Origin of the sequence: Arthrobacter tumbae (genome assembly GCF_016907495.1) — a bacterium.
In the GTDB taxonomy this organism is placed as follows: domain Bacteria; phylum Actinomycetota; class Actinomycetes; order Actinomycetales; family Micrococcaceae; genus Arthrobacter_D; species Arthrobacter_D tumbae.
On record NZ_JAFBCC010000001.1, the window covers coordinates 584,484 to 611,221 of the forward strand.

23 protein-coding genes and 1 tRNA gene are annotated in these 26,738 nt (G+C 62.5%); 2 read left to right on the top strand and 22 right to left on the bottom strand.

Annotated elements, in window-relative coordinates; all coding sequences use genetic code 11:
* Positions 1-7: 7 nt before the first annotated feature.
* The 12 genes from rplB to rpoB all read right to left on the bottom strand — a co-directional run bounded on the left by rplB (position 8) and on the right by rpoB (position 16,124).
* Positions 8-847 carry a 50S ribosomal protein L2 gene (rplB, locus tag JOD47_RS02785; protein ID WP_056544015.1) on the bottom strand — a complete coding sequence of 280 codons (840 nt, stop codon included), beginning with the start codon at positions 845-847 and terminating at the stop codon, positions 8-10.
* 30 nt (positions 848-877) lie between these two features.
* Entirely contained in the window at positions 878-1,183 is a 306-nt protein-coding gene (gene rplW / locus JOD47_RS02790; RefSeq protein WP_056544012.1) for a 50S ribosomal protein L23, read from the bottom strand.
* Complete coding sequence (rplD, locus tag JOD47_RS02795) at positions 1,180-1,848, bottom strand: 50S ribosomal protein L4 (protein WP_204531726.1); 669 nt, start codon at positions 1,846-1,848, stop codon at positions 1,180-1,182. The genes rplW and rplD overlap by 4 nt, the downstream gene beginning before the upstream one ends.
* Before the next feature lie 3 nt (positions 1,849-1,851).
* On the bottom strand, positions 1,852-2,508 hold the full coding sequence (rplC, locus tag JOD47_RS02800) for a 50S ribosomal protein L3 (RefSeq protein ID WP_204531733.1): 657 nt from the start codon (positions 2,506-2,508) through the stop codon (positions 1,852-1,854).
* Positions 2,509-2,524: 16 nt separating this feature from the next.
* A complete protein-coding gene (gene rpsJ, locus JOD47_RS02805; protein WP_003803825.1) occupies positions 2,525-2,833 on the bottom strand; it encodes a 30S ribosomal protein S10 in 309 nt (102 codons plus the stop codon).
* 399 nt (positions 2,834-3,232) lie between these two features.
* Positions 3,233-3,835: a hypothetical protein gene (locus JOD47_RS02810; protein WP_204531734.1), complete on the bottom strand. Its 603-nt coding sequence runs from the start codon at positions 3,833-3,835 to the stop codon at positions 3,233-3,235.
* A gap of 74 nt (positions 3,836-3,909) precedes the next feature.
* Complete coding sequence (gene tuf / locus JOD47_RS02815) at positions 3,910-5,100, bottom strand: elongation factor Tu (protein WP_204531735.1); 1,191 nt, start codon at positions 5,098-5,100, stop codon at positions 3,910-3,912.
* Positions 5,101-5,221: 121 nt separating this feature from the next.
* On the bottom strand, positions 5,222-7,336 hold the full coding sequence (gene fusA / locus JOD47_RS02820; RefSeq protein ID WP_204531740.1) for an elongation factor G: 2,115 nt from the start codon (positions 7,334-7,336) through the stop codon (positions 5,222-5,224).
* Positions 7,337-7,420: 84 nt separating this feature from the next.
* Entirely contained in the window at positions 7,421-7,891 is a 471-nt protein-coding gene (gene rpsG / locus JOD47_RS02825; RefSeq protein ID WP_167994193.1) for a 30S ribosomal protein S7, read from the bottom strand.
* Between the two features lies 1 nt (position 7,892).
* Entirely contained in the window at positions 7,893-8,267 is a 375-nt protein-coding gene (gene rpsL / locus JOD47_RS02830; protein WP_026531947.1) for a 30S ribosomal protein S12, read from the bottom strand.
* Positions 8,268-8,615: 348 nt separating this feature from the next.
* Positions 8,616-12,509, bottom strand: coding sequence for a DNA-directed RNA polymerase subunit beta' (locus JOD47_RS02835; RefSeq protein WP_204531742.1), 3,894 nt, complete (start codon positions 12,507-12,509; stop codon positions 8,616-8,618).
* Positions 12,510-12,614: 105 nt separating this feature from the next.
* Complete coding sequence (rpoB, locus tag JOD47_RS02840; protein ID WP_204531744.1) at positions 12,615-16,124, bottom strand: DNA-directed RNA polymerase subunit beta; 3,510 nt, start codon at positions 16,122-16,124, stop codon at positions 12,615-12,617.
* 403 nt (positions 16,125-16,527) lie between these two features.
* Here rpoB and JOD47_RS02845 point away from each other — a divergent pair, with 403 nt between their 5' ends.
* Positions 16,528-17,730 (top strand): acetyl-CoA C-acetyltransferase, encoded by a 1,203-nt coding sequence (locus JOD47_RS02845; protein ID WP_204531746.1) that lies wholly within the window; start codon positions 16,528-16,530, stop codon positions 17,728-17,730.
* Positions 17,731-17,830: 100 nt separating this feature from the next.
* On the opposite strand, the gene rplL is transcribed toward JOD47_RS02845, so the two are convergent.
* The 8 genes from rplL to JOD47_RS02885 all read right to left on the bottom strand — a co-directional run bounded on the left by rplL (position 17,831) and on the right by JOD47_RS02885 (position 23,076).
* Entirely contained in the window at positions 17,831-18,211 is a 381-nt protein-coding gene (gene rplL / locus JOD47_RS02850; protein ID WP_204531748.1) for a 50S ribosomal protein L7/L12, read from the bottom strand.
* A 60-nt stretch (positions 18,212-18,271) separates the two neighbouring features.
* On the bottom strand, positions 18,272-18,871 hold the full coding sequence (rplJ, locus tag JOD47_RS02855; RefSeq protein WP_204531750.1) for a 50S ribosomal protein L10: 600 nt from the start codon (positions 18,869-18,871) through the stop codon (positions 18,272-18,274).
* A 264-nt stretch (positions 18,872-19,135) separates the two neighbouring features.
* A complete protein-coding gene (locus JOD47_RS02860; RefSeq protein WP_204531751.1) occupies positions 19,136-20,233 on the bottom strand; it encodes a GNAT family N-acetyltransferase in 1,098 nt (365 codons plus the stop codon).
* Positions 20,234-20,361: 128 nt separating this feature from the next.
* Positions 20,362-21,069: a 50S ribosomal protein L1 gene (rplA, locus tag JOD47_RS02865; RefSeq protein WP_204531752.1), complete on the bottom strand. Its 708-nt coding sequence runs from the start codon at positions 21,067-21,069 to the stop codon at positions 20,362-20,364.
* Between the two features lie 112 nt (positions 21,070-21,181).
* On the bottom strand, positions 21,182-21,613 hold the full coding sequence (rplK, locus tag JOD47_RS02870; RefSeq protein ID WP_204531753.1) for a 50S ribosomal protein L11: 432 nt from the start codon (positions 21,611-21,613) through the stop codon (positions 21,182-21,184).
* Positions 21,614-21,732: 119 nt separating this feature from the next.
* Positions 21,733-22,581 carry a transcription termination/antitermination protein NusG gene (gene nusG, locus JOD47_RS02875; RefSeq protein WP_204531754.1) on the bottom strand — a complete coding sequence of 283 codons (849 nt, stop codon included), beginning with the start codon at positions 22,579-22,581 and terminating at the stop codon, positions 21,733-21,735.
* A gap of 59 nt (positions 22,582-22,640) precedes the next feature.
* On the bottom strand, positions 22,641-22,898 hold the full coding sequence (gene secE, locus JOD47_RS02880; RefSeq protein WP_307836187.1) for a preprotein translocase subunit SecE: 258 nt from the start codon (positions 22,896-22,898) through the stop codon (positions 22,641-22,643).
* 105 nt (positions 22,899-23,003) lie between these two features.
* A tRNA-Trp gene (locus tag JOD47_RS02885) sits at positions 23,004-23,076 on the bottom strand.
* A gap of 272 nt (positions 23,077-23,348) precedes the next feature.
* Between JOD47_RS02885 and JOD47_RS02890 the strand changes: the two genes are divergently transcribed.
* Positions 23,349-24,581, top strand: a complete 1,233-nt coding sequence (locus tag JOD47_RS02890; protein ID WP_204531755.1) for a pyridoxal phosphate-dependent aminotransferase — start codon at positions 23,349-23,351, stop codon at positions 24,579-24,581.
* A gap of 155 nt (positions 24,582-24,736) precedes the next feature.
* On the opposite strand, the gene JOD47_RS02895 is transcribed toward JOD47_RS02890, so the two are convergent.
* Both JOD47_RS02895 and JOD47_RS02900 read right to left on the bottom strand, forming a co-directional pair.
* The gene (locus tag JOD47_RS02895; RefSeq protein ID WP_204531757.1) at positions 24,737-25,387 is read right to left on the bottom strand and encodes a LuxR C-terminal-related transcriptional regulator; all 651 of its coding nucleotides are present in this window, start codon (positions 25,385-25,387) and stop codon (positions 24,737-24,739) included.
* The gene (locus tag JOD47_RS02900; RefSeq protein ID WP_204531759.1) at positions 25,380-26,624 is read right to left on the bottom strand and encodes an ATP-binding protein; all 1,245 of its coding nucleotides are present in this window, start codon (positions 26,622-26,624) and stop codon (positions 25,380-25,382) included. The genes JOD47_RS02895 and JOD47_RS02900 overlap by 8 nt, the downstream gene beginning before the upstream one ends.
* Between the last annotated feature and the right edge of the window lie 114 nt (positions 26,625-26,738).

Consider the following 26,738-nt stretch of genomic DNA (forward strand, 5'->3'; position numbering starts at 1 on the left):
CAGGCTCCTATCGCTTGTTCTTGCCGGAACGACGGCGACGCACAATGAGCGAGTCGCTTTCTTTGTTGGGACGGCGGGTACGGCCTTCGGCCTTACCGTTCGGGTTGACCGGGTGACGTCCACCGGAGGTCTTGCCCTCACCACCACCGTGCGGGTGATCGACCGGGTTCATCGCAACACCGCGGACGGTCGGGCGAACGCCCTTCCAGCGCATGCGGCCTGCCTTGCCCCAGTTGATGTTCGACTGCTCGGCATTGCCGACCTCGCCGATGGTGGCGCGGCAGCGCACATCAACGTTGCGGATTTCACCGGACGGCAGGCGAAGCTGCGCGAAGCGGCCTTCCTTGGCAACGAGCTGGACCGATGCCCCTGCGGAGCGTGCCATCTTGGCACCGCCGCCGGGACGAAGCTCAACAGCGTGGATAACAGTACCCACGGGGATGTTGCGCATCGGCAGGTTGTTGCCGGGCTTGATGTCGGCGCCGGGGCCGGCCTCAACGTTGTCGCCCTGCTTCAGCTTGTTCGGCGCGATGATGTAGCGCTTCGTGCCGTCAATGTAGTGCAGGAGTGCAATGCGCGCGGTGCGGTTGGGATCGTATTCGATCTCGGCAACGCGGGCGTTGACTCCGTCCTTGTCATGACGACGGAAGTCGATGAGACGGTACTGACGCTTGTGTCCACCACCCTTGTGACGGGTGGTGATCTTTCCGGAGTTGTTGCGGCCGCCCTTCTTGGGGAGCGGACGCACCAGGGATTTCTCCGGCGTCGACCGTGTGATTTCTGCGAAGTCGGCAACGCTCGAGCCGCGACGGCCCGGGGTTGTCGGCTTGTATTTGCGGATAGCCATTTTTCAGTTCCTCGTTAAAGTGGTCTCCGCTCAGCTGAGCGGACCGCCGAAGATGTCGATCGTGCCTTCTTTTAGGGTGACAATTGCGCGCTTGGTGTCCTTGCGCTGTCCCCATCCGAAGCGGGTGCGCTTGCGCTTCCCTACACGGTTGATGGTGTTGATCGAGTCGACCTTTACGGAGAAAATCTTCTCCACGGCCAGCTTGATCTCGGTCTTGTTGGAGCGCGGGTCGACCAGGAAGGTGTACTTTCCTTCGTCGATCAGTCCGTAGCTCTTCTCCGACACGACGGGTGCAATGACGACGTCGCGAGGATCCTTGGTGATGGAGCCACTCACTTGGCGTCCTCCTCAGTAGTAATGCCTTCGGCAGAGCCGGCAGCCTGCGCCGTACCAACAAAGGTGTCGTAGGCGGCCTTCGTGAAAATCACGTCGTCCGATACGAGTACGTCATAGGTGTTCAGCTGATCCACATACAGGGTGTGGACGTCGAGCAGGTTGCGCACGGACAGTGCGGCCTGGTCATTTGAACGCTCGATGACGAGCAGCAGGTTGGGACGCTCCGAGACACCGCGCAGCGCGACCATTGCGGCCTTTGTCGACGGCTTCTCACCGCCGATCAGCGACTCGATGACGTGAATGCGTCCGTTGCGTGCCCGGTCGGAGAGGGCACCGCGCAGGGCGGCGGCCTTCATTTTCTTGGGGGTGCGCTGGCTGTAGTCACGCGGAGTGGGGCCGTGGACAACGCCACCGCCGGTCATGTGCGGTGCGCGGATAGAGCCCTGGCGTGCGCGGCCGGTGCCCTTCTGCTTGAACGGCTTGCGGCCGGCTCCGCTGACCTCGGCGCGTGTCTTGGTCTTGTGCGTACCCTGACGGGCGGCAGCAAGCTGGGCCACGACGACCTGGTGCAGCAGCGGAACGTTGGTCTGTACATCGAAGATCTCAGCGGGGAGATCAACGTTCAAGGTGCTCGCTGAGCCCTTGGCAGCAGTATTGGTAGCCATGACTTATGCTCCCTTCACGGCGGTGCGTACAAGTACGACCTGTCCGCGGGCGCCGGGGACGGCACCCTTGATCAGCAGCAGCGACTTCTCGACGTCCACAGCATGAACGGTGAGATTCAGGGTGGTCTGGCGAACGGCACCCATACGGCCTGCCATTTTCATACCCCTGAAGACGCGGCTGGGGGTGGAGGCGCCACCGATCGAGCCGGGCTTGCGGTGGTTCTTGTGAGCACCGTGCGATGCTCCGACGCCGTGGAAGCCGTGACGCTTCATGACGCCGGCAAAGCCCTTGCCCTTGGTCTTGCCGATGACGTCGACCTGCTGGCCGGCTTCGAACAGCTCAACAGAGAGTTCCTGGCCGAGCGAGTAGGAATCAACATCGGACGTGCGCAGCTCGACAACGTGGCGGCGCGGCGTGACGCCGGCCTTTTCGAAGTGGCCGGCGAGCGGCTTGGTGACCTTGCGCGGATCGATCTGGCCGAAGCCGATCTGAACAGCACTGTAGCCGTCAGCGGCAGCGGTGCGCAGCTGCGTGATGACGTTGGAGTCAGCCTGCAGGACCGTCACCGGTACGAGGAGGTTGTTTTCATCCCAGACCTGGGTCATGCCGAGCTTGGTAGCCAGCAGTCCCTTGACCTGGCGCGTAAGCGAAGTAGACATAGTTATCTTCTCTCCCTTACAGCTTGATCTCGATGTTCACGTCCGCGGGAAGGTCGAGGCGCATGAGCGAGTCGACGGCCTTGGGCGTGGGGTCAATGATGTCGATCAGACGCTTGTGTGTGCGCATTTCAAAGTGCTCGCGGCTGTCCTTATACTTGTGCGGCGACCGGATAACGCAGTAAACGTTCTTCTCCGTGGGCAGCGGCACGGGGCCGACTACCGTTGCGCCTGCGCGCGTCACCGTCTCAACGATCTTCCGAGCTGAAACGTCAATGACCTCGTGGTCATACGACTTCAGCCGGATGCGGATCTTTTGTCCCGCCATGGCGTCTCGACTCTCTCTCTTCATGTAGAGCGCCACCGTGCGGTGACGTTCCTGGCTACGTACGTTGCGCCCGTTGTTATGGCGCTCCTCCAGCAGACTGAATCCGGATAGTTCCGGGTTCCTCACCCTGCCGAGGCTCCGACCCCCGCGCTCGGGCGTGTCGCGTATCTTCTACAAAAGAATGCGAAGAATCCCGCTGAATCCGAGCTATCCGATTGGGGTGGGTTATATTTGGGCCAGCTTCCGCGGCGGATGCGACCCTGCGTCAGGCATTATCCTGACCGGGACTACAGCTCAAACCGCGCGCACAGGCGCTTGAACAACTCATTTAGTCTGCCAGATTATGCGGCACATTGCGAATCCGGCCCTGTATCAGCTTGCCGACACGCCGTTCGGGTGCTAGCGGGACCTCACTCCAACACGCTCCAGTGCAAGCTGTGCAAGCCGGTCCACTGTAGCTGGGTCACCGTCGCGCCACGCGCGCACGGGATCAACAGAGACCTTCTGCAACTGGGAGGGTTTCGCGAGGACCAGAGCACGCAGCGCAAGAAGCTCTTTCCCGCCGGCCTCGCGGCTCAGGCGACGGGTGCGCGTGGACCGCACAACGAATTGCACGCGCGGGACCAGCCACAACGGAATGAGGACCAGGACCGGGAGCAGGAAAATAGCCCAACCCACCACTGCTGCAGCCTGGGCAACCGAGTCCTGCTGATCCTGACCGGCACTGATGAAGAATCCGCCTGCTTCTGCAGCGTTCAGGAAGGGCGCGCTTGCCTCATCTCCGATGAGGGGCACTCCCCCGATGCGTTCAGCGGCATCACTCATGGTCGATTGGAACCCGCTGCCGGCATCTTGCATGCCGCGGCCGAACACCGCGAGTCCAGAAACCGCTTCGAAGGTCGCGCGCGAGAAAAGCCACGCGACGACGACTACGGCTATTGCACACAGATCAGTCAGGATCTGCCAGCCCCGCTGCAGCGGGACGTTTGAGTAAATTTGCACCGGATAACTCTACGGTACAAAGACGAAAGCCCCGCTGCGATGACGCAGCGGGGCTTTCTCAAGCAGAACAGATGCTACTTGTTGATCTTGGTGACGCGACCTGATCCAACGGTGCGGCCGCCTTCGCGGATAGCGAAGCCGAGGCCCTCTTCCATGGCGATGGGCTGGATGAGCGCAACGGTCATCTCAGTGTTGTCGCCAGGCATGACCATCTCGGTGCCCTCGGGGAGGGTGATGACACCGGTGACGTCAGTGGTGCGGAAGTAGAACTGCGGACGGTAGTTGGAGTAGAACGGGTTGTGACGCCCGCCTTCGTCCTTGGCCAGGATGTAGACGTTGGCCTCGAAGTCGGTGTGCGGGGTGATCGAACCCGGCTTCACGATAACCTGGCCACGCTCTACGTCTTCGCGCTTGATACCGCGGAGCAGCAGACCACAGTTCTCGCCGGCCCAAGCCTCGTCGAGCTGCTTGTGGAACATCTCGATACCGGTAACCGTGGTCTTCTGGACCGGACGGATTCCGACAATCTCGATTTCCGAGTTGATCTTGAGGGTTCCACGCTCGGCGCGGCCCGTGACAACGGTTCCGCGGCCTGTGATGGTGAAAACATCCTCAACCGGCATCAGGAACGGCTTGTCCTTGTCGCGGACGGGGTCCGGAACGCTGTTGTCCACAGCATCCATCAGGTCCTCAACGGACTTGACCCACTCGGGGTCGCCTTCGAGAGCCTTCAGTCCGGAAACGCGCACCACAGGTGCCTCGTCGCCGTCGAAGCCCTGCGCGCTGAGCAGTTCGCGGACTTCCATCTCCACGAGGTCCAGAAGTTCCTCGTCGTCGACCATGTCGGACTTGTTCAGCGCGACCAGCAGGTAGGGAACACCAACCTGGCGGGCAAGCAGAACGTGCTCGCGGGTCTGGGCCATCGGGCCGTCGGTCGCAGCAACCACAAGGATTGCTCCGTCCATCTGCGCGGCACCGGTGATCATGTTCTTGATGTAGTCAGCGTGGCCGGGAGCGTCTACGTGTGCATAGTGGCGCTTCTCGGTCTGGTACTCAACATGCGAGATGTTGATGGTGATGCCGCGCTGCTTCTCCTCGGGAGCCGAGTCGATGGACGCGAAGTCGCGTGCCTCGTTGAGGTTGGGGTACTTGTCATACAGCACCTTGGAAATGGCAGCCGTCAACGTGGTCTTTCCATGGTCAACGTGACCAATGGTGCCGATGTTAACGTGCGGCTTAGTCCGCTCGAACTTTGCCTTCGCCACGGGTTCCTCCTAGAACGTTTTTAGAAGACTTACTCCCCAGCCACGCTTTTCGCGGCTGAAACTCATGCAAGTCTACTGGGGGCTTTTATTTTGGTGAAATTACTGTCCGGACGAGCCGGGATTACTCTCCGCGAGTCTTCTGGATGATCTCGTCGGCTACTGCCTTCGGGACCTCCGAGTAGCTGTCGAACTGCATTGAGTAGACCGCGCGTCCCTGGGTCTTTGAACGCAGGTCGCCGATGTAGCCGAACATGCCGGACAGCGGCACGTGCGCCTTGATGACCTTGACACCGCTTGCGTCCTCCATGGACTGCATCTGGCCACGGCGGGAGTTGAGGTCGCCGATCACATCACCCATGTATTCCTCGGGCGTGCGGACTTCCACCTCCATCAGCGGTTCGAGCAGCACAGGCTTTGCCATGCGGGCAGCTTCCTTGAACGCCATGCGACCGGCGATCTTGAAGGCCATTTCGGAGGAGTCAACATCGTGGTATGCGCCGTCAAGCAGCGTTGCCTTGATACCGACTACCGGGTATCCAGCCAGGATGCCGTCGTTAAGCGCATCCTGGATGCCGGCGTCGACACTCGGGATGTACTCGCGCGGAACGCGACCACCGGTGACCTTGTTCTCGAAGGCATACATCTCACCCTCGGACGTGTCCATCGGCTCGATCCTGATTTGGATCTTCGCGAACTGTCCCGATCCACCCGTCTGCTTCTTGTGGGTGTAATCGAGCTTCTGCACCGTACCGCGGATGGTTTCACGGTACGCGACCTGCGGCTTGCCGACGTTGGCCTCGACCTTGAACTCGCGACGCATACGGTCCACCAGGATGTCCAGGTGGAGCTCGCCCATGCCGGCGATGATCGTCTGACCGGTGTCCTCGTTGAGGGACACCTGGAAGGTGGGATCCTCAGCCGAGAGCTTCTGGATAGCGGTGGAAAGCTTTTCCTGGTCGCCCTTGGTCTTCGGCTCGATTGCAACCGAGATAACCGGCTCCGGGAAGCTCATGGACTCGAGGACAATCTGGTTGGACGAATCAGACAGGGTGTCACCGGTGGTGGTGTCCTTCAGGCCGATCGCCGCGTAGATGTGCCCTGCGAAGGCTTCGTCAACAGGGATTTCCTTGTTGGCGTGCATCTGGAACAGCTTCCCGATGCGCTCCTTCTTACCCTTGGTCGAGTTCACAACCTGTGTGCCGGCAGTGACGTGTCCGGAGTACACCCGGACGAAGGTCAGCTGACCGAAGAACGGGTGCGTAGCGACCTTGAAGGCAAGCGCCGAGAAAGGTTCCTCGGTGCTCGGCTGACGGGTCAGCGCTACTTCCTCATCGCGGGGATCGTGTCCGACCATGGGCGGCACGTCCAGCGGGGAGGGCAGGTAGTCGATAACGGCGTCGAGCATTGGCTGGACACCGCGGTTCTTGAACGCCGAGCCGCACAGGACCGGGTAGATCTCCGAGTTGATCGTCAGCTTACGGATTCCGGCCTTCAGTTCCTCGATGGTGGGCTCTTCGCCCTCGAGGTACTTGTTCATCAGCTCGTCCGAAGACTCGGCAACGGCCTCGACCAGGGCTGCACGGTATTCCTCAGCCTTGGCCTGGAGGTCAGCCGGGATCTCCTGGATCTCATACTTGGCGCCCATGGTCACGTCGCCCTTGGAGTCACCGGGCCACACGAGTGCGCGCATGTAGAGCAGGTCGACAACGCCGACAAAGTCATTCTCGGCACCGATCGGCAGCTGCATGACCAGCGGCTTGGCACCGAGGCGGCTGATGATCGTGTCTACGGTGAAGTAGAAGTCCGCGCCCAGCTTGTCCATCTTGTTGACGAAGCAGATGCGGGGCACTTCATACTTGTCGGCCTGGCGCCAGACGGTTTCGGACTGGGGCTCAACGCCCTCCTTGCCGTCGAACACAGCAACTGCGCCGTCGAGGACGCGCAGTGAGCGCTCAACCTCAACGGTGAAGTCAACGTGACCGGGGGTGTCAATGATGTTGATCTGGTTCTGTTCCCAGAAGCAGGTCACCGCGGCACTGGTGATCGTGATGCCGCGTTCCTTTTCCTGTTCCATCCAGTCAGTGGTCGAGGCGCCGTCGTGCGTTTCACCAATTTTGTGGTTTACACCCGTGTAGAACAGGATGCGCTCGGTAGTAGTGGTCTTGCCGGCATCGATGTGGGCCATGATGCCGATATTGCGGACCTTGTTGAGGTCAGTAAGCACGTCCTGTGCCACGGTGTCTCCCTTTTCTAAGGTGGAGTTCTGCTGGACCGCCGGTCCCCCACACCGCCGAAGCAGTGGAAAAGACCGGCAGCGCGATTACCAGCGGTAGTGAGCGAAGGCCTTGTTGGACTCGGCCATCTTGTGCGTGTCTTCGCGGCGCTTCACAGCGGCACCCAGACCGTTCGAAGCGTCGAGGATCTCGTTCTGGAGACGCTCGGTCATGGTCTTCTCGCGGCGGGCCTTCGAGTAGCCAACCAGCCAGCGGAGGGCCAGGGCGGTGGAGCGGCCCGGCTTGACCTCGACGGGAACCTGATACGTGGCTCCACCGACGCGGCGGGAGCGAACCTCAAGGCTCGGCTTGACGTTGTCCATAGCCTTCTTGAGCGCTGCAACCGGATCTCCGCCGGACTTGGCGCGAGCACCTTCGAGTGCGCCGTAGACGATGCGCTCAGCGGTGGACTTCTTGCCGTCGACGAGCACCTTGTTGATCAGCTGGGTGACCAAGGGGGAACCGTAAACGGGATCTACAACGAGCGGCCGCTTGGGGGCCGGGCCCTTACGAGGCATATTACTTCTTCTCCATCTTTGCGCCGTAGCGGCTGCGAGCCTGCTTGCGGTTCTTCACGCCCTGGGTATCCAGTGCGCCACGGACGATCTTGTAACGCACGCCGGGAAGGTCCTTCACACGACCGCCGCGCACGAGCACGATGGAGTGCTCCTGGAGGTTGTGGCCGACACCCGGGATGTAGGCGGTTACTTCGATGCCGCCGTTGAGGCGTACACGTGCGACCTTCCGCAGAGCCGAGTTCGGCTTCTTCGGGGTGGTGGTGTAAACACGGGTGCAGACACCGCGCTTCATGGGGCTGCCCTGCAGTGCGGGCGCCTTGGTCTTGGAGACCTTAGGTGACCGGCCCTTACGGACCAGCTGGTTAATGGTAGGCACTTCTCAGTTCTCCGTATGTTGTCTCGAGATCAGATCTCTGCTGACTCCGCATCGCACCGCCGACACGTGGCCGGTCAGCAGCGAATCAGAGCTTGTCAGTCGTTTGGCGTGCCTACGCGAAAAATGAAAGTGAAACGACCGTAGGCGTGCAAAAATGTGGCATTCGTTGTACAAGTTCCCTACAACACGGAGATACGCCCGAAGAGACGCCAATCCACTGCCACACAAACAATTCCTGATAAGTCTAACAGATTGGGCGCCGTGGCTGGAACGGCATGGTAAAGGGGCCCGGACTGCAGTGAATCTGCTGTCCAGGCCCCTCTACTCAATCAACGGGGAAAGCGTCTCCTAGCGGAAGTCGCTCGATCCCATGTCATAGTCATCCAGCGGGATGGCGTGGAACTCGGGGCTGAGTCCGCCGTCGACACCTGCGTAGTCAAAGTCGCTGAACGCGCTCGGACCGGTGAACAGGTTGGCCTTGGCTTCCTCGGTGGGCTCGACCGTGATCTTCGTGTAGCGGTCCAGGCCGGTGCCGGCCGGGATGAGCTTACCGATGATGACGTTCTCCTTCAGGCCGAGCAGCGGATCGCTCTTGCCTTCCATGGCGGCCTGCGTGAGGACACGCGTGGTCTCCTGGAAGGACGCGGCCGACAGCCAGGACTCCGTGGCGAGCGAGGCCTTCGTGATACCCATGAGCTCGGGCCGGCCGGAGGCCGGCTTCTTGCCCTCGGAGACCACACGGCGGTTCTCGTTCTCGAAGCGGCGACGCTCGGCCAGCTCACCGGGGAGCAGGTCGGAATCGCCGGACTCGATGACCGTGACGCGGCGCAGCATCTGCCGGACGATGACTTCCACGTGCTTGTCGTGGATGCCTACGCCCTGGCTGCGGTACACGCGCTGGACCTCGTCCACCAGGAACTCCTGCGCCTTGCGGGGGCCGAGTATACGGAGGATCTGCTTGGGATCGACCGCACCGAAGACCAGCTGCTGGCCAACCTCGACGTGATCGCCGTCGGCAACCAGCAGACGCGCACGCCGCAGGACCGGGTAGGCGATCTCTTCGGAGCCGTCGTCCGGAGTGACCACGAGGCGCAGCTGCTTCTCTGCGTCTTCGATGGTGACCCGGCCGGCGACCTCGGAGATCGGCGCGACACCCTTGGGCGTACGCGCTTCGAAGAGCTCCTGGATACGGGGCAGACCCTGGGTGATGTCTTCAGCCGAAGCAACACCACCGGTGTGGAAGGTACGCATGGTCAACTGCGTGCCTGGCTCACCGATGGACTGCGCGGCGATGATGCCTACTGCCTCGCCGATATCCACGGTCTTGCCGGTGGCCAGCGAACGGCCGTAGCACAGTGCGCAGGTACCAACGCTGGACTCACAGGTCAGGACCGAGCGGACCTTGATGTCCGTCACGCCAGCCGCGAACAGCTTGCTGATCAGCACATCGCCGACATCGGAGGCCGCAGGAGCCAGCACTTCGCCCTTGGAATCAACGACGTCGGTGGCCAGCGTGCGTGCGTAAGCCGAGTTCTCGACTTCCTCATGCAGGACAAGCTCACCGTCGTGGTTCGGTACGGCGATGGTGACGTTCAGGCCGCGCTCCGTACCGCAGTCGTCCTCGCGGACGATGACGTCCTGGGACACGTCCACGAGACGACGGGTCAGGTAACCCGAGTTCGCGGTACGCAGAGCGGTATCGGCAAGACCCTTACGGGCACCGTGCGTAGCGATGAAGTACTCCAGAACCGACAGGCCCTCACGGTAGGAGGACTTGATCGGACGCGGGATGATCTCGCCCTTGGGGTTTGCCACCAGGCCGCGGATACCCGCGATCTGACGGACCTGCAGCCAGTTACCACGGGCACCGGAGGACACCATGCGGTTGATGGTGTTGTCCTTCGGCATTGCGCCGCGCATGGACTCGGCCACCTCGTTGGTTGCCTTGTTCCAGATGTCAATCAGTTCCTGACGGCGTTCCTCATCCGCGATGAGGCCCTTGTCGAACTGCGACTGCACCTTGGCTGCCTGCTTCTCGTAACCCTCCATGATCCCGGCCTTGTTGATCGGCGCGGAGATGTCGGAGATGGCGACGGTCACGCCGGAGCGGGTTGCCCAGTAGAAACCGGAATCCTTCAGGTTGTCCAGCGTTGCCGCGGTGACGACCTTCGGGTACCGCTCAGCGAGATCATTGACGATCGTGGAGAGCTCACCCTTGTCAGCGACCTTGTCCACCCACGGGTAATCCGCGGGCAGGGTGTCGTTGAACAGGACCTGTCCGAGCGACGTTTCGATCAGCGCCGGAGTGCCTTCTTCCCAGCCTTCGGGGGCTGCGGTGTCAGGGCCCGGGATGAAGTGCGGAACGCGGATCTTCACAACCGAGTTCAGGTGCAGCTCACCGGAATCGAAAGCCATGATCGCCTCAGCCGGGCTGGAGAAGATACGCCCCTCCCCTGCCGCACCCTCGCGCTTGGTGGTGAGGTGGTGCAGACCGATGATCATGTCCTGGGAAGGAAGGGTCACCGGACGGCCGTCCGACGGCTTCAGGATGTTGTTCGAGGACAGCATCAGGATGCGCGCCTCGGCCTGGGCCTCCGGGCTCAGCGGCAGGTGCACTGCCATCTGGTCGCCGTCGAAGTCAGCGTTGAACGCACCACAGACCAGCGGGTGGAGCTGAAGGGCCTTGCCTTCAACCAGCTGCGGCTCGAACGCCTGGATGCCGAGACGGTGCAGGGTGGGCGCACGGTTCAGCAGCACGGGGTGCTCGGTGATGATCTCTTCGAGGACATCCCACACCTGCGGGCGGTAGCGCTCGACCATGCGCTTCGCGCTCTTGATGTTCTGCGCGTGGTTGAGGTCAACCAGGCGCTTCATCACGAACGGCTTGAAGAGCTCCAGGGCCATCTGCTTGGGCAGACCACACTGGTGCAGCTTCAGCTGCGGACCGACGACGATGACCGAACGGCCCGAGTAGTCGACGCGCTTGCCGAGAAGGTTCTGGCGGAAGCGACCCTGCTTGCCCTTGAGCATGTCAGAGAGCGACTTGAGCGGGCGGTTACCCGGTCCTGTAACCGGACGGCCGCGGCGGCCGTTGTCGAACAGGGAGTCAACAGCTTCCTGGAGCATGCGCTTTTCGTTGTTCACGATGATCTCGGGTGCGCCGAGATCGAGCAGGCGCTTCAGGCGGTTGTTGCGGTTGATCACGCGGCGGTACAGGTCATTCAGGTCGGAGGTCGCGAAGCGGCCGCCGTCCAGCTGCACCATCGGGCGCAGTTCCGGCGGGATCACCGGTACGGCGTCGAGCACCATGCCCAGCGGGCTGTTGGTGGTGGTGAGGAACGCGTTGACAACCTTCAGACGCTTCAGGGCGCGGGTCTTGCGCTGGCCCTTGCCGTTCTGGATGATGTCGCGGAGCAGTGCTGCCTCAGCCTGCATGTCGAAGTTCTCGAGGCGCTTCTTGATGGCCTCGGCTCCCATGGAGCCCTCGAAGTACAGACCGTAGCGGTCGCGCAGTTCGCGGTACAGGCCCTCGTCACCCTCAAGGTCTGCGACCTTGAGGTTCTTGAAGCGGTCCCAGACCTGCTCGAGGCGCTCGATCTCGGCATCCGCACGCTTGCGGAGGTTCGCCATCTGGCGGTCCGCCGAGTCGCGAGCCTTCTTCTTGTCTGCAGCCTTGGCGCCTTCACCCTCAAGACGGGCAAGCTCGTCCTCGAGGTCGCGGGCGATCGCGGCGATGTCGGAGTCGCGCTGGTCGACGAGCTGCTTCTTCTCGAGGTCGTGCTCGGCCTGGAGGTTAGGCAGTTCGGCGTGGCGGTTCTCCTCGTCAACCGAGGTGATCATGTAGGCCGCGAAGTAGATGACCTTTTCGAGGTCCTTCGGTGCCAGATCAAGGAGGTAGCCCAGGCGCGACGGAACGCCCTTGAAGTACCAGATGTGTGTAACGGGAGCGGCGAGCTCGATGTGGCCCATGCGCTCGCGGCGTACCTTTGCACGGGTGACCTCGACGCCACACCGCTCACAGATGATGCCTTTGAAGCGCACGCGCTTGTACTTGCCGCAGTAGCATTCCCAGTCACGCGATGGGCCGAAGATCTTCTCGCAGAAGAGTCCGTCCTTCTCGGGCTTGAGCGTGCGGTAGTTGATGGTTTCCGGCTTCTTGACTTCGCCGTACGACCAACCGCGGATCTCTTCCGCGGTGGCCAGGCCGATTTTCATGTGGCCGAATGAGGATTCGCTGGACATATGGTCCCTGTCTCTCTTCTCTAAATTCACAAAGTCTCGTGGGTGCGGCAGGAGCTCAGCTGTACACCGCACCGGAGTTCAATCCCCGGTGCGGTGCGAAAGCAGCTAAACCTCTTCGACAGAACTCGGCTCGGCCCGTGAGAGGTCGATACCCAGCTCTTCCGCGGCCCGGAAGACTTCTTCATCCGAGTCACGCATCTCAATCGTGGTGCCGTCGGTGGAGAGTACTTCCACGTTCAGGCACAGCGACTGCATTTCCTTGATCAGAACCTTGAAGGATTCCGGAACACCCGGTTCGGGAATGTTCTCGCCCTTGACGATTGCCTCGTACACCTTGACGCGTCCGTGGATATCATCCGACTTGATGGTCAGGAGTTCCTGCAGCGTGTAGGCCGCACCGTAAGCCTCGAGGGCCCACACTTCCATCTCACCGAAGCGCTGCCCGCCGAACTGCGCCTTACCACCCAGCGGCTGCTGCGTGATCATCGAGTACGGGCCGGTGGACCGGGCGTGGATCTTGTCGTCCACCAGGTGGTGAAGCTTCAGGATGTACATGTAGCCAACGGAGATCGGATCCGGGAACGGCTCGCCGGAGCGGCCGTCGAACATGCGCGCCTTGCCGGACTCGCCGATCAGGCGGTGTCCGTCGCGGGTGACGTTCGTGGAACCGAGCAGGCCGACGATCTCATCCTCGGTGGCACCGTCGAACACGGGAGTTGCGACGGTGGTGGTGTCGATCTCCCGGGGAAGGTTCGGAAGGTTCTTGAGCCACTCGGGCTCGCCCTCGATCTTCCAGCCCTGCTTGGCAGCCCACCCAAGGTGGATCTCAAGGACCTGGCCGACGTTCATGCGGCCCGGAACACCCAGCGGGTTCAGGACGATATCAACCGGTGTTCCGTCCTCGAGGAACGGCATGTCCTCGATCGGCAGGATCTTGGAGATGACGCCCTTGTTGCCGTGACGGCCGGCCAGCTTGTCGCCGTCCGTGATCTTGCGCTTCTGTGCAACGTAGACGCGGACCAACTGGTTGACGCCCGGGGGCAGCTCGTCGTCATTGTCGCGGTCAAAGATGCGGACACCGATGACCGTGCCCGACTCACCGTGGGGAACCTTGAGCGACGTGTCGCGGACCTCGCGGCTCTTCTCACCGAAGATGGCGCGCAGCAGGCGCTCCTCCGGGGTCAGTTCCGTCTCACCCTTGGGGGTGACACGGCCAACCAGGATGTCGCCGGCCTCAACCTCTGCACCGATGTGGATGATGCCGCGCTCGTCGAGCGCGCCAAGCACCTCCTCGGAGACATTGGGGATGTCACGCGTGATTTCCTCGGCACCGAGCTTGGTGTCGCGGGCATCGACTTCATGCTCCTCGATGTGGATCGAGGTCAGGACATCGTCTGAGACGATGCGCTGGGACAGGATGATCGCGTCCTCGAAGTTGTGGCCTTCCCAGGACATGAACGCAACAAGCATGTTCTTGCCGAGCGCGAGCTCGCCCTGGTCCGTGGAGGGACCGTCCGCGATGATCGTGTTGTATTCGACGCGGTCGCCGTCGGCAACCAGCACACGCTGGTTGTAGGCGTTGCCCTGGTTGGAGCGCGCGAACTTCATGATCGGGTAGTTGGTCTCCGTGCCGTCGTCGTTCAGCACGGTCACGAGATCAGCCGACACCTCGGACACCACGCCGGCCTTGTTGGCGGTCACTGCGTCACCGGCATCAACGGCGGCGTTCCGCTCCATGCCGGTGCCCACGAGGGGGCGCTCGGAACGGAGCAGGGGCACGGCCTGGCGCTGCATGTTCGCACCCATGAGGGCGCGGTTGGCGTCGTCGTGCTCCAGGAACGGAATCATCGCGGTAGCGACGGACACCATCTGGCGCGGGGAGACATCCATGTACTCAACGTCAGCCGCCACCACCAGGACGGGCTCGCCTGAGCCACCACGGGTACGGACGAGGACCATGTCCTCTTCGAACTTGCCTTTTGCATCAAGCGGTGCGTTGGCCTGGGCGATCAGCCGCTCAACTTCGTCGTCTGCCGTGAGGTAGTCGATCTGGTCGGTGACGATGCCGTTCTCGACCTTGCGGTACGGAGTCTCGATGAAACCGAAGGTGTTGATCCGGCCGTAGGACGCCAGCGAACCAATGAGGCCGATGTTCGGGCCTTCAGGAGTTTCAATGGGGCACATACGTCCGTAGTGCGACGGGTGGACGTCACGGACTTCCATACCGGCGCGGTCGCGGGAGAGACCACCCGGGCCCAGCGCGGACAGGCGACGCTTGTGCGTCAGGCCGGCGAGCGGGTTGTTCTGGTCCATGAACTGCGACAGCTGGGAGGTTCCGAAGAACTCCTTGATCGCAGCGACAACCGGACGGATATTGATCAGGGTCTGCGGCGTGATCGCCTCGACGTCCTGGGTGGTCATCCGCTCACGGACAACGCGCTCCATACGGGACAGGCCCGTACGGACCTGGTTCTCGATGAGCTCGCCAACGGCGCGGATGCGGCGGTTGCCGAAGTGGTCGATGTCATCAACCTCAACGCGGAGCTCCACGTCTTCGCCGTCGCGCTTGCCCGCCAGGGTGGTCTCACCGGCGTGGAGGGCAACCAGGAACTTGATCATCGCGACGATGTCATCGATGTTCAGGACCGAGGCATCGGAATCGCCCAGGTTCTTGTCGATGCCGAGCTTGCGGTTGATCTTGTACCGGCCAACCTTCGCCAGGTCATAGCGCTTGGAGTTGAAGTACAGGTTGTCGAGCAGCGTCTTGGCAGCCTCGACCGTGGGCGGCTCTCCCGGACGGAGCTTGCGGTAGATATCCAGCAAGGCGTCTTCCTGGGTCTCCGTGGCGTCCTTCTCGAGGGTGGCGCGGATGGAGTCGTACTCGCCGAACGTCTCGAGGATCTGGCCTTCAGTCCAGCCGAGCGCCTTGAGGAGCACGGTGACCGACTGCTTGCGCTTGCGGTCAAGGCGTACGCCGACCTGATCGCGCTTGTCGATCTCGAGCTCGAACCAGGCACCGCGTGACGGGATGATCTTCGCGCTGAAGATGTCCTTGTCACTGGTCTTGTCCGCAGCGCGCTCGAAGTATGCGCCGGGGGAACGAACGAGCTGGGAGACAACGACACGCTCGGTGCCGTTGATGACGAACGTACCCTTCTCCGTCATCAGCGGGAAGTCGCCCATGAACACGGTCTGCTGCTTGATCTCGCCCGTGTTGTTGTTCATGAACTCGGCCTTGACGTACAGCGGGGCCGCGTAGGTTGCGTCGCGGTCCTTGCACTCAGCCATGGTGTACTTCGGATCAGCGAATTCAGGCTCCGAGAAGCTCAGGGACATGGTGCCCTGGAAGTCCTCGATCGGAGAGATCTCTTCGAAGATGTCAGCCAGGCCGGAAGTGGTGGCCACACCCTGGAGGCCCTGTTTCAGCGCTTCTTCAACGCGCGCCTTCCAGCGCTCGTTGCCTACCAGCCAGTCAAAGCTGTCTGTCTGTAGGGCAAGAAGATTGGGAACGTCCAGCGGTTCGTGAATCTTTGCGAATGATAGCCGGGGTGCGGCGCCGTCGGCGTCGACCTGGCTGGTAGCGGTTGCATTAAGTGAGGTGCTCGGGGCGACCAAGAGGGATCCTTCCACAGACCAACAGGCGTGTTCTTACGATCACTCCCCGCACCGGTGAGGTGCCAACCTGACGCCCGCACTCGCACACCGGATACAGTCCACAGGGAAACCGACTAGGGAAACCGACGGGACTTTGTCCGTTAAATGACGAATGCGTGGCAAAGCCCACCGCTATATGAAGGCTGAGGTTATGAGGGAAGACGCAAATATCTACTGTACGTCAGGGTAGCGACAATGTCCAACCGGATGTGGTATACGGGTTCAGCGGACATCGACGGCGGCAAGAGGGTTCAGTGAATGATCATTAGCTGAAATAGTGGGACGTGGCGGTAATCTTGAAGAAGGACGCGCCGGCAGCACCATGCGCCGTGCAATTCGATGACGAAAGCGAGCGGAATCTCCCATGAACAGCCTCGAGCAAACCCCCCAGGATGTTGTCATCGTAGGTGGTGCACGCACTCCGCAGGGCCGTCTCAATGGACAGTTGGCAGCCTTCACCGCAGTCGAACTCGGCGCCTTCGCCGTTGCCGGTGCGCTTGAACGGTCCGGAGTCTCGGCCGCGGATGTGGACGCCGTCATCCTGGGCCACGTCGTGCAGGCCGGCTGTGGCCAGAACCCGGCGCGGCAGACCTCCATCAAGGCCGGCATCGGGTGGAATGTTCCCACTGTGACCGTCAACAAGGTCTGCCTTTCCGGCCTGACCGCGGTGATTGACGCCGCACGGCTGATCCGCAGCGGGGAGGCGGACGTCGTCGTCGCCGGCGGGCAGGAATCCATGACGCACGGCCCCCATCTGCTGCCGGGTGCCCGCCAGGGCTGGACCTACGGGACAATGCCCGCCGTTGACTCCGTTGCGCATGATGGCCTCACTGACGCTTTCGACTCCGAATCAATGGGAGCGTCCACCGAACGAGGCAACACCGGCCTTGGCATCGACCGGACGGCCCAGGATGAGGTTGCAGCGTCCTCGCACCAGCGTGCGGCGGCAGCAACAGAGTCCGGAGTGTTCAAGGACGAGATCGTTCCCGTGCACGTACCGCAACGCAAGGGCGATGACCTCGTTGTCTCCGCCGATGAGGGGTTGCGGCCCAACACCACCGTCGAAACCCTGGCCGGGCTGAAGCCGGCGTTCGCGAAGGACGGCACCATCACGGCGGGGAACTCCTCTCCACTGTCCGACGGCGCGGCCGCCCTGGTGCTCACCAGCCGGCAGAATGCGGAAGCCAACGGCTGGGAGGTTCTTGCCGTCGTCGGGCGTCCCGGCCAGGTGGCAGGACCTGACAATTCGCTGCACTCCCAGCCGTCACGCGCGATTGAACAGGCCCTCGAACGCGCGGGGTGGAGCACCGCTGACCTCGACTTCGTGGAGATCAACGAAGCGTTTGGTTCCGTTGCCTGCCAGTCCCTCAAGGACCTGGACCTGCCGCTCGATAAATGCAACATCCACGGCGGAGCGATTGCCCTCGGCCACCCCATCGGCGCATCGGGCGCGCGGCTTGCCCTCCACGCGGCGCTGGAACTGCAGCGCCGGGGCAGCGGAAAAGCCGCCGTTTCCCTCTGCGGCGGCGGCGGCCAGGGCGAGGCACTGCTGCTGTACCGCGACTGACGCCTGCTGGGCTCTGCCCCTGCCGCAGACATGGAGCCGCAGACACAAAACAGCCCCGGAACCATACGGTTCCGGGGCTGTTTTGGAAAGTTCGAAGAACCTACTTGAGGGAGACGGTAGCGCCGGCAGCCTCGAGGGCCTCCTTGGCCTTCTCTGCCGTTTCCTTGTTGGCGCCTTCGAGAACAGCCTTGGGAGCGCTGTCCACAACATCCTTGGCCTCTTTCAGGCCGAGGGAGGTGAGGGCGCGAACTTCCTTGATGACCGCGATCTTCTTGTCGCCGGCAGCTTCGAGGATGACGTCGAAGGAGTCCTTCTCTTCCTCAGCAGCTTCGCCTGCGCCGCCGCCGCCTGGGCCTGCAACTGCAACGGCAGCAGCGGTGACGTCGAAGGTCTCCTCGAACAGCTTTACGAAGTCCGAGAGTTCGATGATGGACAGTTCCTTGAAGGCCTCAATGAGCTCTTCGTTGGTGAGCTTCGCCATGGCAAAAGCATCCTTCCTGATATGGTGCGCGCGGCACCGGGAGTGTGGTGGGTAAGAGAATTACTTCTCTTCGGGGGCGGCTGCAGCTTCAGCAGCCTCGGCAGGTGCGGCATCCGCTGCTGCGGGTGCTTCCTCTGCCGCGGGAGCAACGGCTTCTGCCGCGGGTGCAGCGTCCCCGTTCTCATCCAACTTGATGCGCAGGGCATCGACGGTGCGGGCAAGTGCGGACATGGGTGCCTTGAGGACACCTGCCACACGGGCCAGCTGGAACTCACGCGACTCAAGAGCAGCAAGAGCAATTACCGCCGAGGCGTCGAGGGACTTGCCCTCGAAGTAACCGGTCTTGATGACGAGCTGTGGGTTGGTCTTCGCGAAATCCGTCAGGCTCTTTGCCGCAGCAACGGCGTCACCCTTGATGAAAGCGATTGCAGTGGGTCCGGCAAGCTGGCCTTCGAACGCGTCGATGCCGGCTTCCTTGGCTGCAATGCCAGTCAGGGTGTTCTTGACGACAGCGTATTTGGTTTCCGCACCGAGCGAGCGGCGCAGTTCCTTGAGCTGTGCAACGGAGAGCCCACGGTATTCGGTTAGGACAGCGGCGGTGGATTCCTTGAAATCGGTGGTGATCTCATCCACGGCCGTAACCTTTGTTGGCGTTGCCATAACCCTCCTTCCGGGGAATTGGTGCCGGTGATCGGCCCAATAAAAACGCCCCGCGCAGATGCACGGGGCTTGACCACATTGGAGCTTACTGCTCCTCGGAAGGTTGAGCTTCGTTCACCTGCGCTGGCCGCCCTTACGGGAACTTTCAGATGGACATCACGAACTGAACGGATTCAGGAACATGGGTGTTCATCGACCGACGGTCTTTGGTCCCCCAATCTTACGGGACCGGGACGGAGCGGCCAAATCGGGCCGCCCGTCCCTTCATTGCGCGGTCTTCAGCTTCTTCTGCCAGGCAGCGGTATACCCCTCGGGCGTAAACCCAAGCTCGATATTCACGTCCAGCATGTGCCGGTTCTCTTCGGCATTCCAGGTGTAGATCTGCCGCGTCTCCGGCCAGACATCGACGACGGCAAGCAGGTTCGCTGCCTTCAGCCACATCCCAAGGCGATGCCCTCGGTGGGCGGAAAGTACCAGGGTGTCCTCCTGGTACACCGTCCCAGGATTCTCCGCCCGCCTTTCGAGGATGGTGTGACCGACCAGCTGTCCGCTCGGCCTGTGCAGAACGGCCCTGACGAGGCTATTGCCACCCTCCCGCGCGAGGCGGTCCTCATTCTCACGGACGCGCGCCCCGTCCCAGATCTCCTCTTCCCAGTCCAGCTCACCCATGGGGACATCGGTGCTCATGGTCTTCCGCAAGTGTGCGTACTCCTCGAGGAGCTCATCCGGGCAGCGGTCCACCCAGTCCACCACCGCGTAGTCCGGCCCAGCGATCCGGACTGCGTCGACACCAAGCGCTGCGAGCGCACTGCTGTCCCAATCCGCCGGCAGAACGCTGCAGCGGTCCACCTGCGCCAGGGAGAATCCATGGGCAGTGGCGAACCGGGCCGCGAGCGACGTCGACGGGAAGGCGCCTGCTCCTGTTGCGGGAGTGAGCACCTCGGTTGGGTCGAAACCGGCGCGGTGATCCGTCCAGCCCATGATCGTAGAGCGTCCGCACTGCAGCGCAAGATCCTCCACGGCGGCATAGAGGGCTGAGCCGAAGCCCATCCTGCGGCGCTCCGGATGGACAATGACCAATGCGTAGCAGGTTTGAAGATTGTCCGTGAGCGGTACGTCGACCACGGCCTTGCCAACCACCCGCTCCCCCTCGAAAGCAAGGAAGATGGTCCGCTCCTCGTAATCGTTGGATTTCGAGCTCTCGAACCGTGTCTGCGCTGTGTGGCAGTGATCATCATTGCCCCACACCTCGCGCTCAATGAGGTTGCTGAGCTCAGAAGCGGCAATGAATGGCTGGGCCTCCGGCACGTCCAGTGACACCGGGAGTGCATACGGCCGGATACTCACGTCGGTAGTGGTCATGGTCTGAATCATCGCCCCCTGATTGGGAAATGTCAATCACTTTCCCTGCCGACCCCGGCGCTGGGTGGTACATCCAACGCAAAAGGCGGGTGCAGCAACAGCTGCACCCGCCTTTTCCACTCAGATCCTTATGCGTCTGCCAGAACCTTGGTGACGTTGGGGTCAACCGAGATGCCCGGTCCGAAGGTGGTGGTAACCGTTGCCTTCTGAATGTAGCGGCCCTTGGAGGCTGAAGGCTTCAGACGAAGCACTTCCTCCAGCGCGATCGCGTAGTTCTCAACCAGCTTGGTCTCATCGAAGGAAACCTTGCCGATGATGAAGTGAAGGTTAGAGTGCTTGTCGACACGGAAGTCGATCTTTCCACCCTTGATGTCGGTGACAGCCTTGGTGACGTCAGGGGTGACGGTACCGGTCTTCGGGTTGGGCATCAGGTTACGGGGACCCAGTACCTTGCCGAGTCGGCCAACCTTGCCCATGAGGTCCGGGGTTGCAACTGCTGCGTCGAAATCGACCCAGCCGCCGGCTACCTTCTCGATCATGTCGTCTGATCCGACGAAATCGGCTCCAGCGGCGATTGCCGCCTCAGCCTTTTCACCTGTTGCGAAGACCAGGACGCGCTTGGTCTTGCCGGTACCGTGCGGCAGGTTGACGGTGCCGCGCACCATCTGGTCTGCCTTACGGGGATCCACGCCGAGGCGGAAAGCCACCTCGATCGTTGCGTCGAACGACGAAGGATTGGTTGCCTTCGCCAGGGCCACTGCCTCTACCGGCGCGTACTGCTTGTTCGCGTCGATCTTGGCGGCAGCTGCCTCATATGCTTTGCTGCGCTTTGCCATCTGCTCTTTCTCCTTATGCAGTCGTGGTCTGCGGACCGCGCTCGGCCCTGCCACAGACATCCCGTGCCGGTTCGGCGCGGTGTCTTTCGTTGATTGAAATAGTTGTCGACGCTTAGTTGTCGACGGTGATGCCCATCGACCGGGCGGTGCCGGCGATGATCTTGGCAGCTGCCTGGACATCGTTGGCGTTGAGGTCTTCCATCTTCATGGTGGCGATCTCCTCAACCTGTGCCCGGGTCAGCTTGGCAACCTTGACGGTATGCGGCGTAGCCGAGCCCTTCTGTACGCCTGCAGCCTTCTTGATCAGCTCGGCAGCCGGAGGGGTCTTGGTGACGAAGGTGAACGAGCGATCCTCGTACACCGTGATTTCCACGGGGATAACGTTCCCGCGCTGGGATTCTGTTGCGGCGTTGTATGCCTTGCAGAACTCCATGATGTTGACACCGTGCTGGCCAAGTGCGGGACCGATCGGAGGAGCCGGGTTGGCGGCGCCTGCGTTGATCTGCAGCTTGATGAGGCCGGTGACCTTCTTCTTGGGGGCCATGAAAGGGTCCTTTTCTTACAATTCGTTCCTCGGGACAGGAGCGTCCCGGGGATGGTGACCGCCATGGCGTGGCGGCCGGCCGTCCTGACGGGTCAAAGCGGACCCGACGAAGACGAAACTTACTGGATCTTGGTTACCTGGCTGAACGAGAGGGTAACCGGGGTTTCACGCTCGAAGATCGAAACCAGTACAACCAGCTGCTGGGTCTCCGGCTTGATCTCCGAGATGCTGGCCGGAAGCGTCTCGAAGGGACCTTCGTTGACGGTCACGGACTCGCCGATCTCGAAGTTCACCATCGCTGGTGTGGCCTGGGCGCGCGCCGGCTTTCCTGTCTCGGAGCCGCTCTTCACGATGGTGTGCTCCAGCATCGAGAAAACCTCGTTGAGACTCAACGGCACGGGATCGTGCGCGTTCCCGACAAAACCGGTAACGCCGGGGGTGTGCCGAACCGCGCCCCAGGACTCATCGGTGAGGTCCATGCGTACCAGCACGTAACCGGGGATGCGGACACGGTTGACGATCTTGCGCGTGGTGTTCTTGATCTCCACGACTTCTTCCATCGGCACCTGGATCTCGAAGATGAAATCCTCCATGTCCAGGGTCTGGATACGGGTTTCCAGGTTTGCCTTCACGCGGTTTTCATAACCGGCATAGGAGTGGATCACATACCAGTCGCCGTCCTGGCGACGCAGCTTCGACTTGAATTCGGCGACGGGGTCGACTTCGGGTTCCGGAGCCTCTTCAGCCGAGTCCTCCCCGTCGGTTGAGTCAGCACTGTCAGTTGAGTCATCACTGTCAGCCGAGTCTTCCTCGTCAACTGTGCCTTCCTCGACCGAGGAGTTTTCACTGTCCGCGGGCGCAACGGTATCAGCAGGGGCGTCTTCCGCACCTGCTGCAGTTACCTGATCCTCGGTACCCAGATCTTCCTCGTCGGTTGTGATCTGTCGTTCGAGTTCTTGCTCGGACACCTAGCTGCCTGCTTTCTGAATTGCTGTGCTTGCTCGATACTGCCGTTTGAGGACAGAAACTAGTTGTCGCCGAAGACCCACACCGCGCCCGTGCCGAACAGGAAGTCCAAACCGGTCACTATGAGCATCATGATGATCACGAACACCAGAACTGTGATGGTGAACCGGATCAGTTCCTTGCGGGTGGGTACAACCACCTTGCGCAGTTCGGCGATGACCTGACGGACAAACAGGATGATCCGACCGAAGAACCCGCGCTTCGGATTCTGCTTGCCGGCGGGGTTTCCCTTGGAGCTGCTTTCAGCCGTATCGGTCACCTTCAACCTCACCAATCCTGTAGGTACCTGAGCTGGCCGCACTGACCCATCACTCATAGAGCGTTCGACGCCGCACTGCCGCATGCTGTCCATGACGGTGATGCGCAGGGCAGACAGGACTCGAACCTGCAACCTGCGGTTTTGGAGACCGCTGCGCTACCAATTGCGCCACTACCCTTTGGAGTGAAGCTTCGCTGCTGCCCAGTGCCCCGCAGCAATACCGCTGTGCAGGCACGAACCATCATGGCGACTTCAACACCGAGGAACTAGTCTACGCAATCAGGGACGCAACGTCGAACCGGACGAGCCACACGCATTCCGACGTCTCTTCCCCTGTCATCCAGTGCGTCGGGACAGGCTTCGTTCAGTGGGTAAGCCCTAAGCTGAGACAAGGGTTACTGAACCCTATTTCATCTCCAAGACAGACCCACCTCGACTGACGGGAAGACCATGACTGCCGCTGATGCCCTGTCCCAGCACTCCAACGGACGCGTGTCCCAGCGAATCGGAGCGATCGCTGAGTCCGCGACGCTGGCCGTAGATGCGAAGGCGAAGGCGTTGAAGGCTGCCGGGCGTCCTGTGATCGGTTTCGGCGCCGGCGAGCCGGACTTCCCCACACCGGATTACATCGTGGATGCTGCAGTCGACGCCGCGCGTCAGCCCCGGTTCCACCGCTACTCCCCCGCAGGAGGCCTTCCGGAGCTCAAGCAGGCTGTTGCCGACAAGACCCTGCGCGATTCGGGTTACCAGGTGGACCCGGCACAGGTGTTGGTCACCAACGGCGGCAAGCAGGCAGTCTACGAGTCCTTCGCCACGCTGCTCGACCCGGGCGACGAGGTGCTGGTGCCGACCCCGTACTGGACCACCTACCCGGAGGCCATCCGGCTGGCCGGAGGAGTCCCGGTCGAGGTTTTCGCCGGCCCTGAACAGTCCTACCTGGTCACCATCGACCAGCTCGAGGCCGCACGGACACCGCGCACCAAGATCCTGCTCTTCGTTTCCCCCTCCAACCCCACCGGCTCGGTGTACTCCCCGGAACAGGTTCGCGAAATCGGTGAGTGGGCGGCCGGTCACGGCCTGTGGGTAGTGACAGACGAGATCTACGAACACCTCACGTACGACGACGTCCCGTTCACCTCGATTGCGACAGCCGCGCCCTCGCTGGGCGACCGCGTAGTGATCCTGAACGGCGTGGCCAAGACCTACGCAATGACCGGCTGGCGCGTCGGTTGGATGATCGGCCCCAAGGATGTGGTCAAGGCGGCCACCAACCTGCAGTCGCACGCAACCTCGAACGTGGCCAATGTGTCCCAGATGGCAGCTCTCGCAGCTGTGTCGGGACCACTGACCGCGGTGGAGGAGATGAAGAAGTCCTTTGACCGCCGTCGTCGTGCCATGGTTTCCGGGTTGAACGACATTGACGGTATCCAGTGCCCCACTCCGCACGGCGCGTTCTACGCCTATGCGGATGTGCGCGAACTCCTGGGCAGGGAACTCGCCGGTGCACGGCCGGCCACGTCGGCGGAACTGGCGGCCCTGATCCTCGACACGGTCGAAGTTGCCGTGGTTCCCGGTGAGGCTTTCGGACCGAGCGGATATCTTCGCCTGTCCTACGCGCTCGGCGACGAGGACCTCGCGACCGGCGTCGGCCGCCTCCAGGAGTTCCTCGGTTCAGCGCGCTGACGCTCTCCTCCCGCGTTGCGGCAGCCGCCGCGGGCCCGGTGACTTTCGCGCCGGCCGACGGCCACCGCGATGCCCCGGAGTGGTTGGGCATCGCGGAGCGGGCAGGCCCGCGGTGGCCGTCGGGCGGCACCCGCGCCAGCCACCGAACGGCCCGGTTAAAGGAGCCGGCGCTCCGCCGCCCAACGGGTGAGCTCGTGCCGGGAGGAGAGCTGCAGCTTCCGCAGCACGGCCGAGACGTGGGTCTCGACGGTCTTGATGGAGATGAACAGTTCCTTCGCAACCTCCTTGTAGCTGTAGCCGCGGGCGATCAGCCGCATCACTTCGAGTTCCCGGGCGGACAGCCGGTCGAGCTCGCTGTCGGCGGCGGCCACCGCTGCGGTACCGAAGGCATCGAGTACAAACCCGGCCAGCCGCGGCGAGAACACCGCATCTCCTGACGCCACGCGGAGCACTGCGTTGGAGATGTCGGCCCCCGTGATGGTCTTGGTGACATATCCGCGGGCACCGGCCCGGATGACGGTCACCACGTCTTCGGCGGAATCGGACACGCTGAGCGCCAGGAAACGCGTGGACTGGCGGACGTCTCCGCACCCTGCGATCACCTCGGCGCCTCCGCCGCCCTTCCCTCCCGGCAGGTGGACGTCAAGGAGGACCACCTGGGGCTGCTGCTCCCGGATGACCGCAATGGCCTCCTCCACCGTGGCTGCCTCGCCGACAACCCGGACACGACTGTCGAGATCGGCCTTCACTCCGGACCGGAAAATGGCGTGGTCATCAACGACGACGACGGTGATCGGCTCAGTCATGCGAAGCTCCTGCTTCCTCTTCCGGCATGGTCAGTTGAACTTCCGTTCCGGTCTCCGAACTGCGGATCCGGGCAGTACCCCCATGGCGCTGCATGCGGTTGATGACCGATTCGCGGATACCCAGCCGGTCAGGCGGGACAGCTTCGGGGTCAAATCCCGCACCGCGGTCGCGGACAAAGACCTGCGAAACTGCGGTCCCTGCCTCAAGATAGACGGAGACGGCGCCGCCCGCATGCTTGGCTGCGTTGAGGATGGCCTCGCGGGTTGCCTGCACCAGGGCATCCTGCCGCCGGGTCAGGGGTGCCTCTCCGACGGAGACGACATCGACGGGATGCCCGTATTCCTCTTCCACCTCCGCTGCAACCGCCTTGATGCGGTCCGCGAGGTTGCCGGTCCGCGCAGCCGTGTCCGCGTAGAGCCACCGCCGCAGCTCCCGCTCCTGGGCGCGCGCCAGCCGGATGACGTCCTGTTCCGAGGCGGCGCGGTTCTGGATCAGCGCCAGCGTCTGCAGCACGGAGTCGTGAAGGTGGGCGGCGATTTCCGCCCGCTGGGTTTCGCGGACGCGCGCCGACCGCTCAGCCTCAAGGTCCTTCCAGAACTTCAGCCCCCACGGCGCCAGCACCAGCCCTACGCCGCCAAGCACCGCCGCAGTGGCCAGGAGCACCGGCCAGGTGAACTCCCAGGACAGCGACCCGGACACGAGGATCAACAGCCCGACCATCACCAGGACCAGACCGGCCGCAAGCCGCGCCACACCTTCAGCCCGGGTGGCGCCCGCATGATCCATCAGCCGGGCACGGCGGGCCTCGTCCAGCTGGGACCACGCGAGCACCGCGCCGAGGGCAACCGCACCGACCGGCACCAGCCAGCCCCACTGGACGGTTACCCCGAGTTGTTGCGCCACGAATGCGGCCGCGACCACGAGGAGCCCGACGCCGATCATCACTTCCCGGCTGCCCGCCGCACCGAATGACCGGGCCGGTTTGGATCCCTGTCCTGCGAGGACGGGCGCACCCAGCCGCAGTCCGGCGGGCGTCGCTACGCCCCGTCGTCGTTCTTCGGTGGTTGGAACCAGCAGCCACAGCCAGCCATAGAGAACGACGCCGGCACCGCCCACCAGGGAGAGCGCCACCATGGAGATGCGGGCCGCCCGCAGCGAGACTCCGAGGTGCGCCGCCAGGCCACCGCAGACGCCCGCGATCAGGGCATCGTCGGAGCGGAGCAGCGGGGGCCTCATGAGTCAATCCAAGCACGCTCAGGGCTCAGCGTTACCCGTTCTCAGGGGAATCCCGCCGTAGCTCAGGGGTGGTTCAGGGTCAGCCCCGATGGTTGGAAGGCCGGCGGACGACAA

Excerpts from the sequence above, each read along its gene's own strand:
- rplB (WP_056544015.1), bottom strand. The coding sequence starts at position 847 with ATGGCTATCCGCAAATACAAGCCGACAACCCCGGGCCGTCGCGGCTCG.
- rplD (WP_204531726.1), bottom strand. The coding sequence starts at position 1,848 with ATGGCTACCAATACTGCTGCCAAGGGCTCAGCGAGCACCTTGAACGTT.
- rplC (WP_204531733.1), bottom strand. The coding sequence starts at position 2,508 with ATGTCTACTTCGCTTACGCGCCAGGTCAAGGGACTGCTGGCTACCAAG.
- rpsJ (WP_003803825.1), bottom strand. The coding sequence starts at position 2,833 with ATGGCGGGACAAAAGATCCGCATCCGGCTGAAGTCGTATGACCACGAG.
- rpsG (WP_167994193.1), bottom strand. The coding sequence starts at position 7,891 with ATGCCTCGTAAGGGCCCGGCCCCCAAGCGGCCGCTCGTTGTAGATCCC.
- JOD47_RS02835 (WP_204531742.1), bottom strand. The coding sequence starts at position 12,509 with ATGTCCAGCGAATCCTCATTCGGCCACATGAAAATCGGCCTGGCCACC.
- JOD47_RS02845 (WP_204531746.1), top strand. The coding sequence starts at position 16,528 with ATGAACAGCCTCGAGCAAACCCCCCAGGATGTTGTCATCGTAGGTGGT.
- rplL (WP_204531748.1), bottom strand. The coding sequence starts at position 18,211 with ATGGCGAAGCTCACCAACGAAGAGCTCATTGAGGCCTTCAAGGAACTG.
- rplJ (WP_204531750.1), bottom strand. The coding sequence starts at position 18,871 with ATGGCAACGCCAACAAAGGTTACGGCCGTGGATGAGATCACCACCGAT.
- JOD47_RS02860 (WP_204531751.1), bottom strand. The coding sequence starts at position 20,233 with ATGACCACTACCGACGTGAGTATCCGGCCGTATGCACTCCCGGTGTCA.
- rplA (WP_204531752.1), bottom strand. The coding sequence starts at position 21,069 with ATGGCAAAGCGCAGCAAAGCATATGAGGCAGCTGCCGCCAAGATCGAC.
- rplK (WP_204531753.1), bottom strand. The coding sequence starts at position 21,613 with ATGGCCCCCAAGAAGAAGGTCACCGGCCTCATCAAGCTGCAGATCAAC.
- JOD47_RS02890 (WP_204531755.1), top strand. The coding sequence starts at position 23,349 with ATGACTGCCGCTGATGCCCTGTCCCAGCACTCCAACGGACGCGTGTCC.
- JOD47_RS02895 (WP_204531757.1), bottom strand. The coding sequence starts at position 25,387 with ATGACTGAGCCGATCACCGTCGTCGTCGTTGATGACCACGCCATTTTC.
- JOD47_RS02900 (WP_204531759.1), bottom strand. The coding sequence starts at position 26,624 with ATGAGGCCCCCGCTGCTCCGCTCCGACGATGCCCTGATCGCGGGCGTC.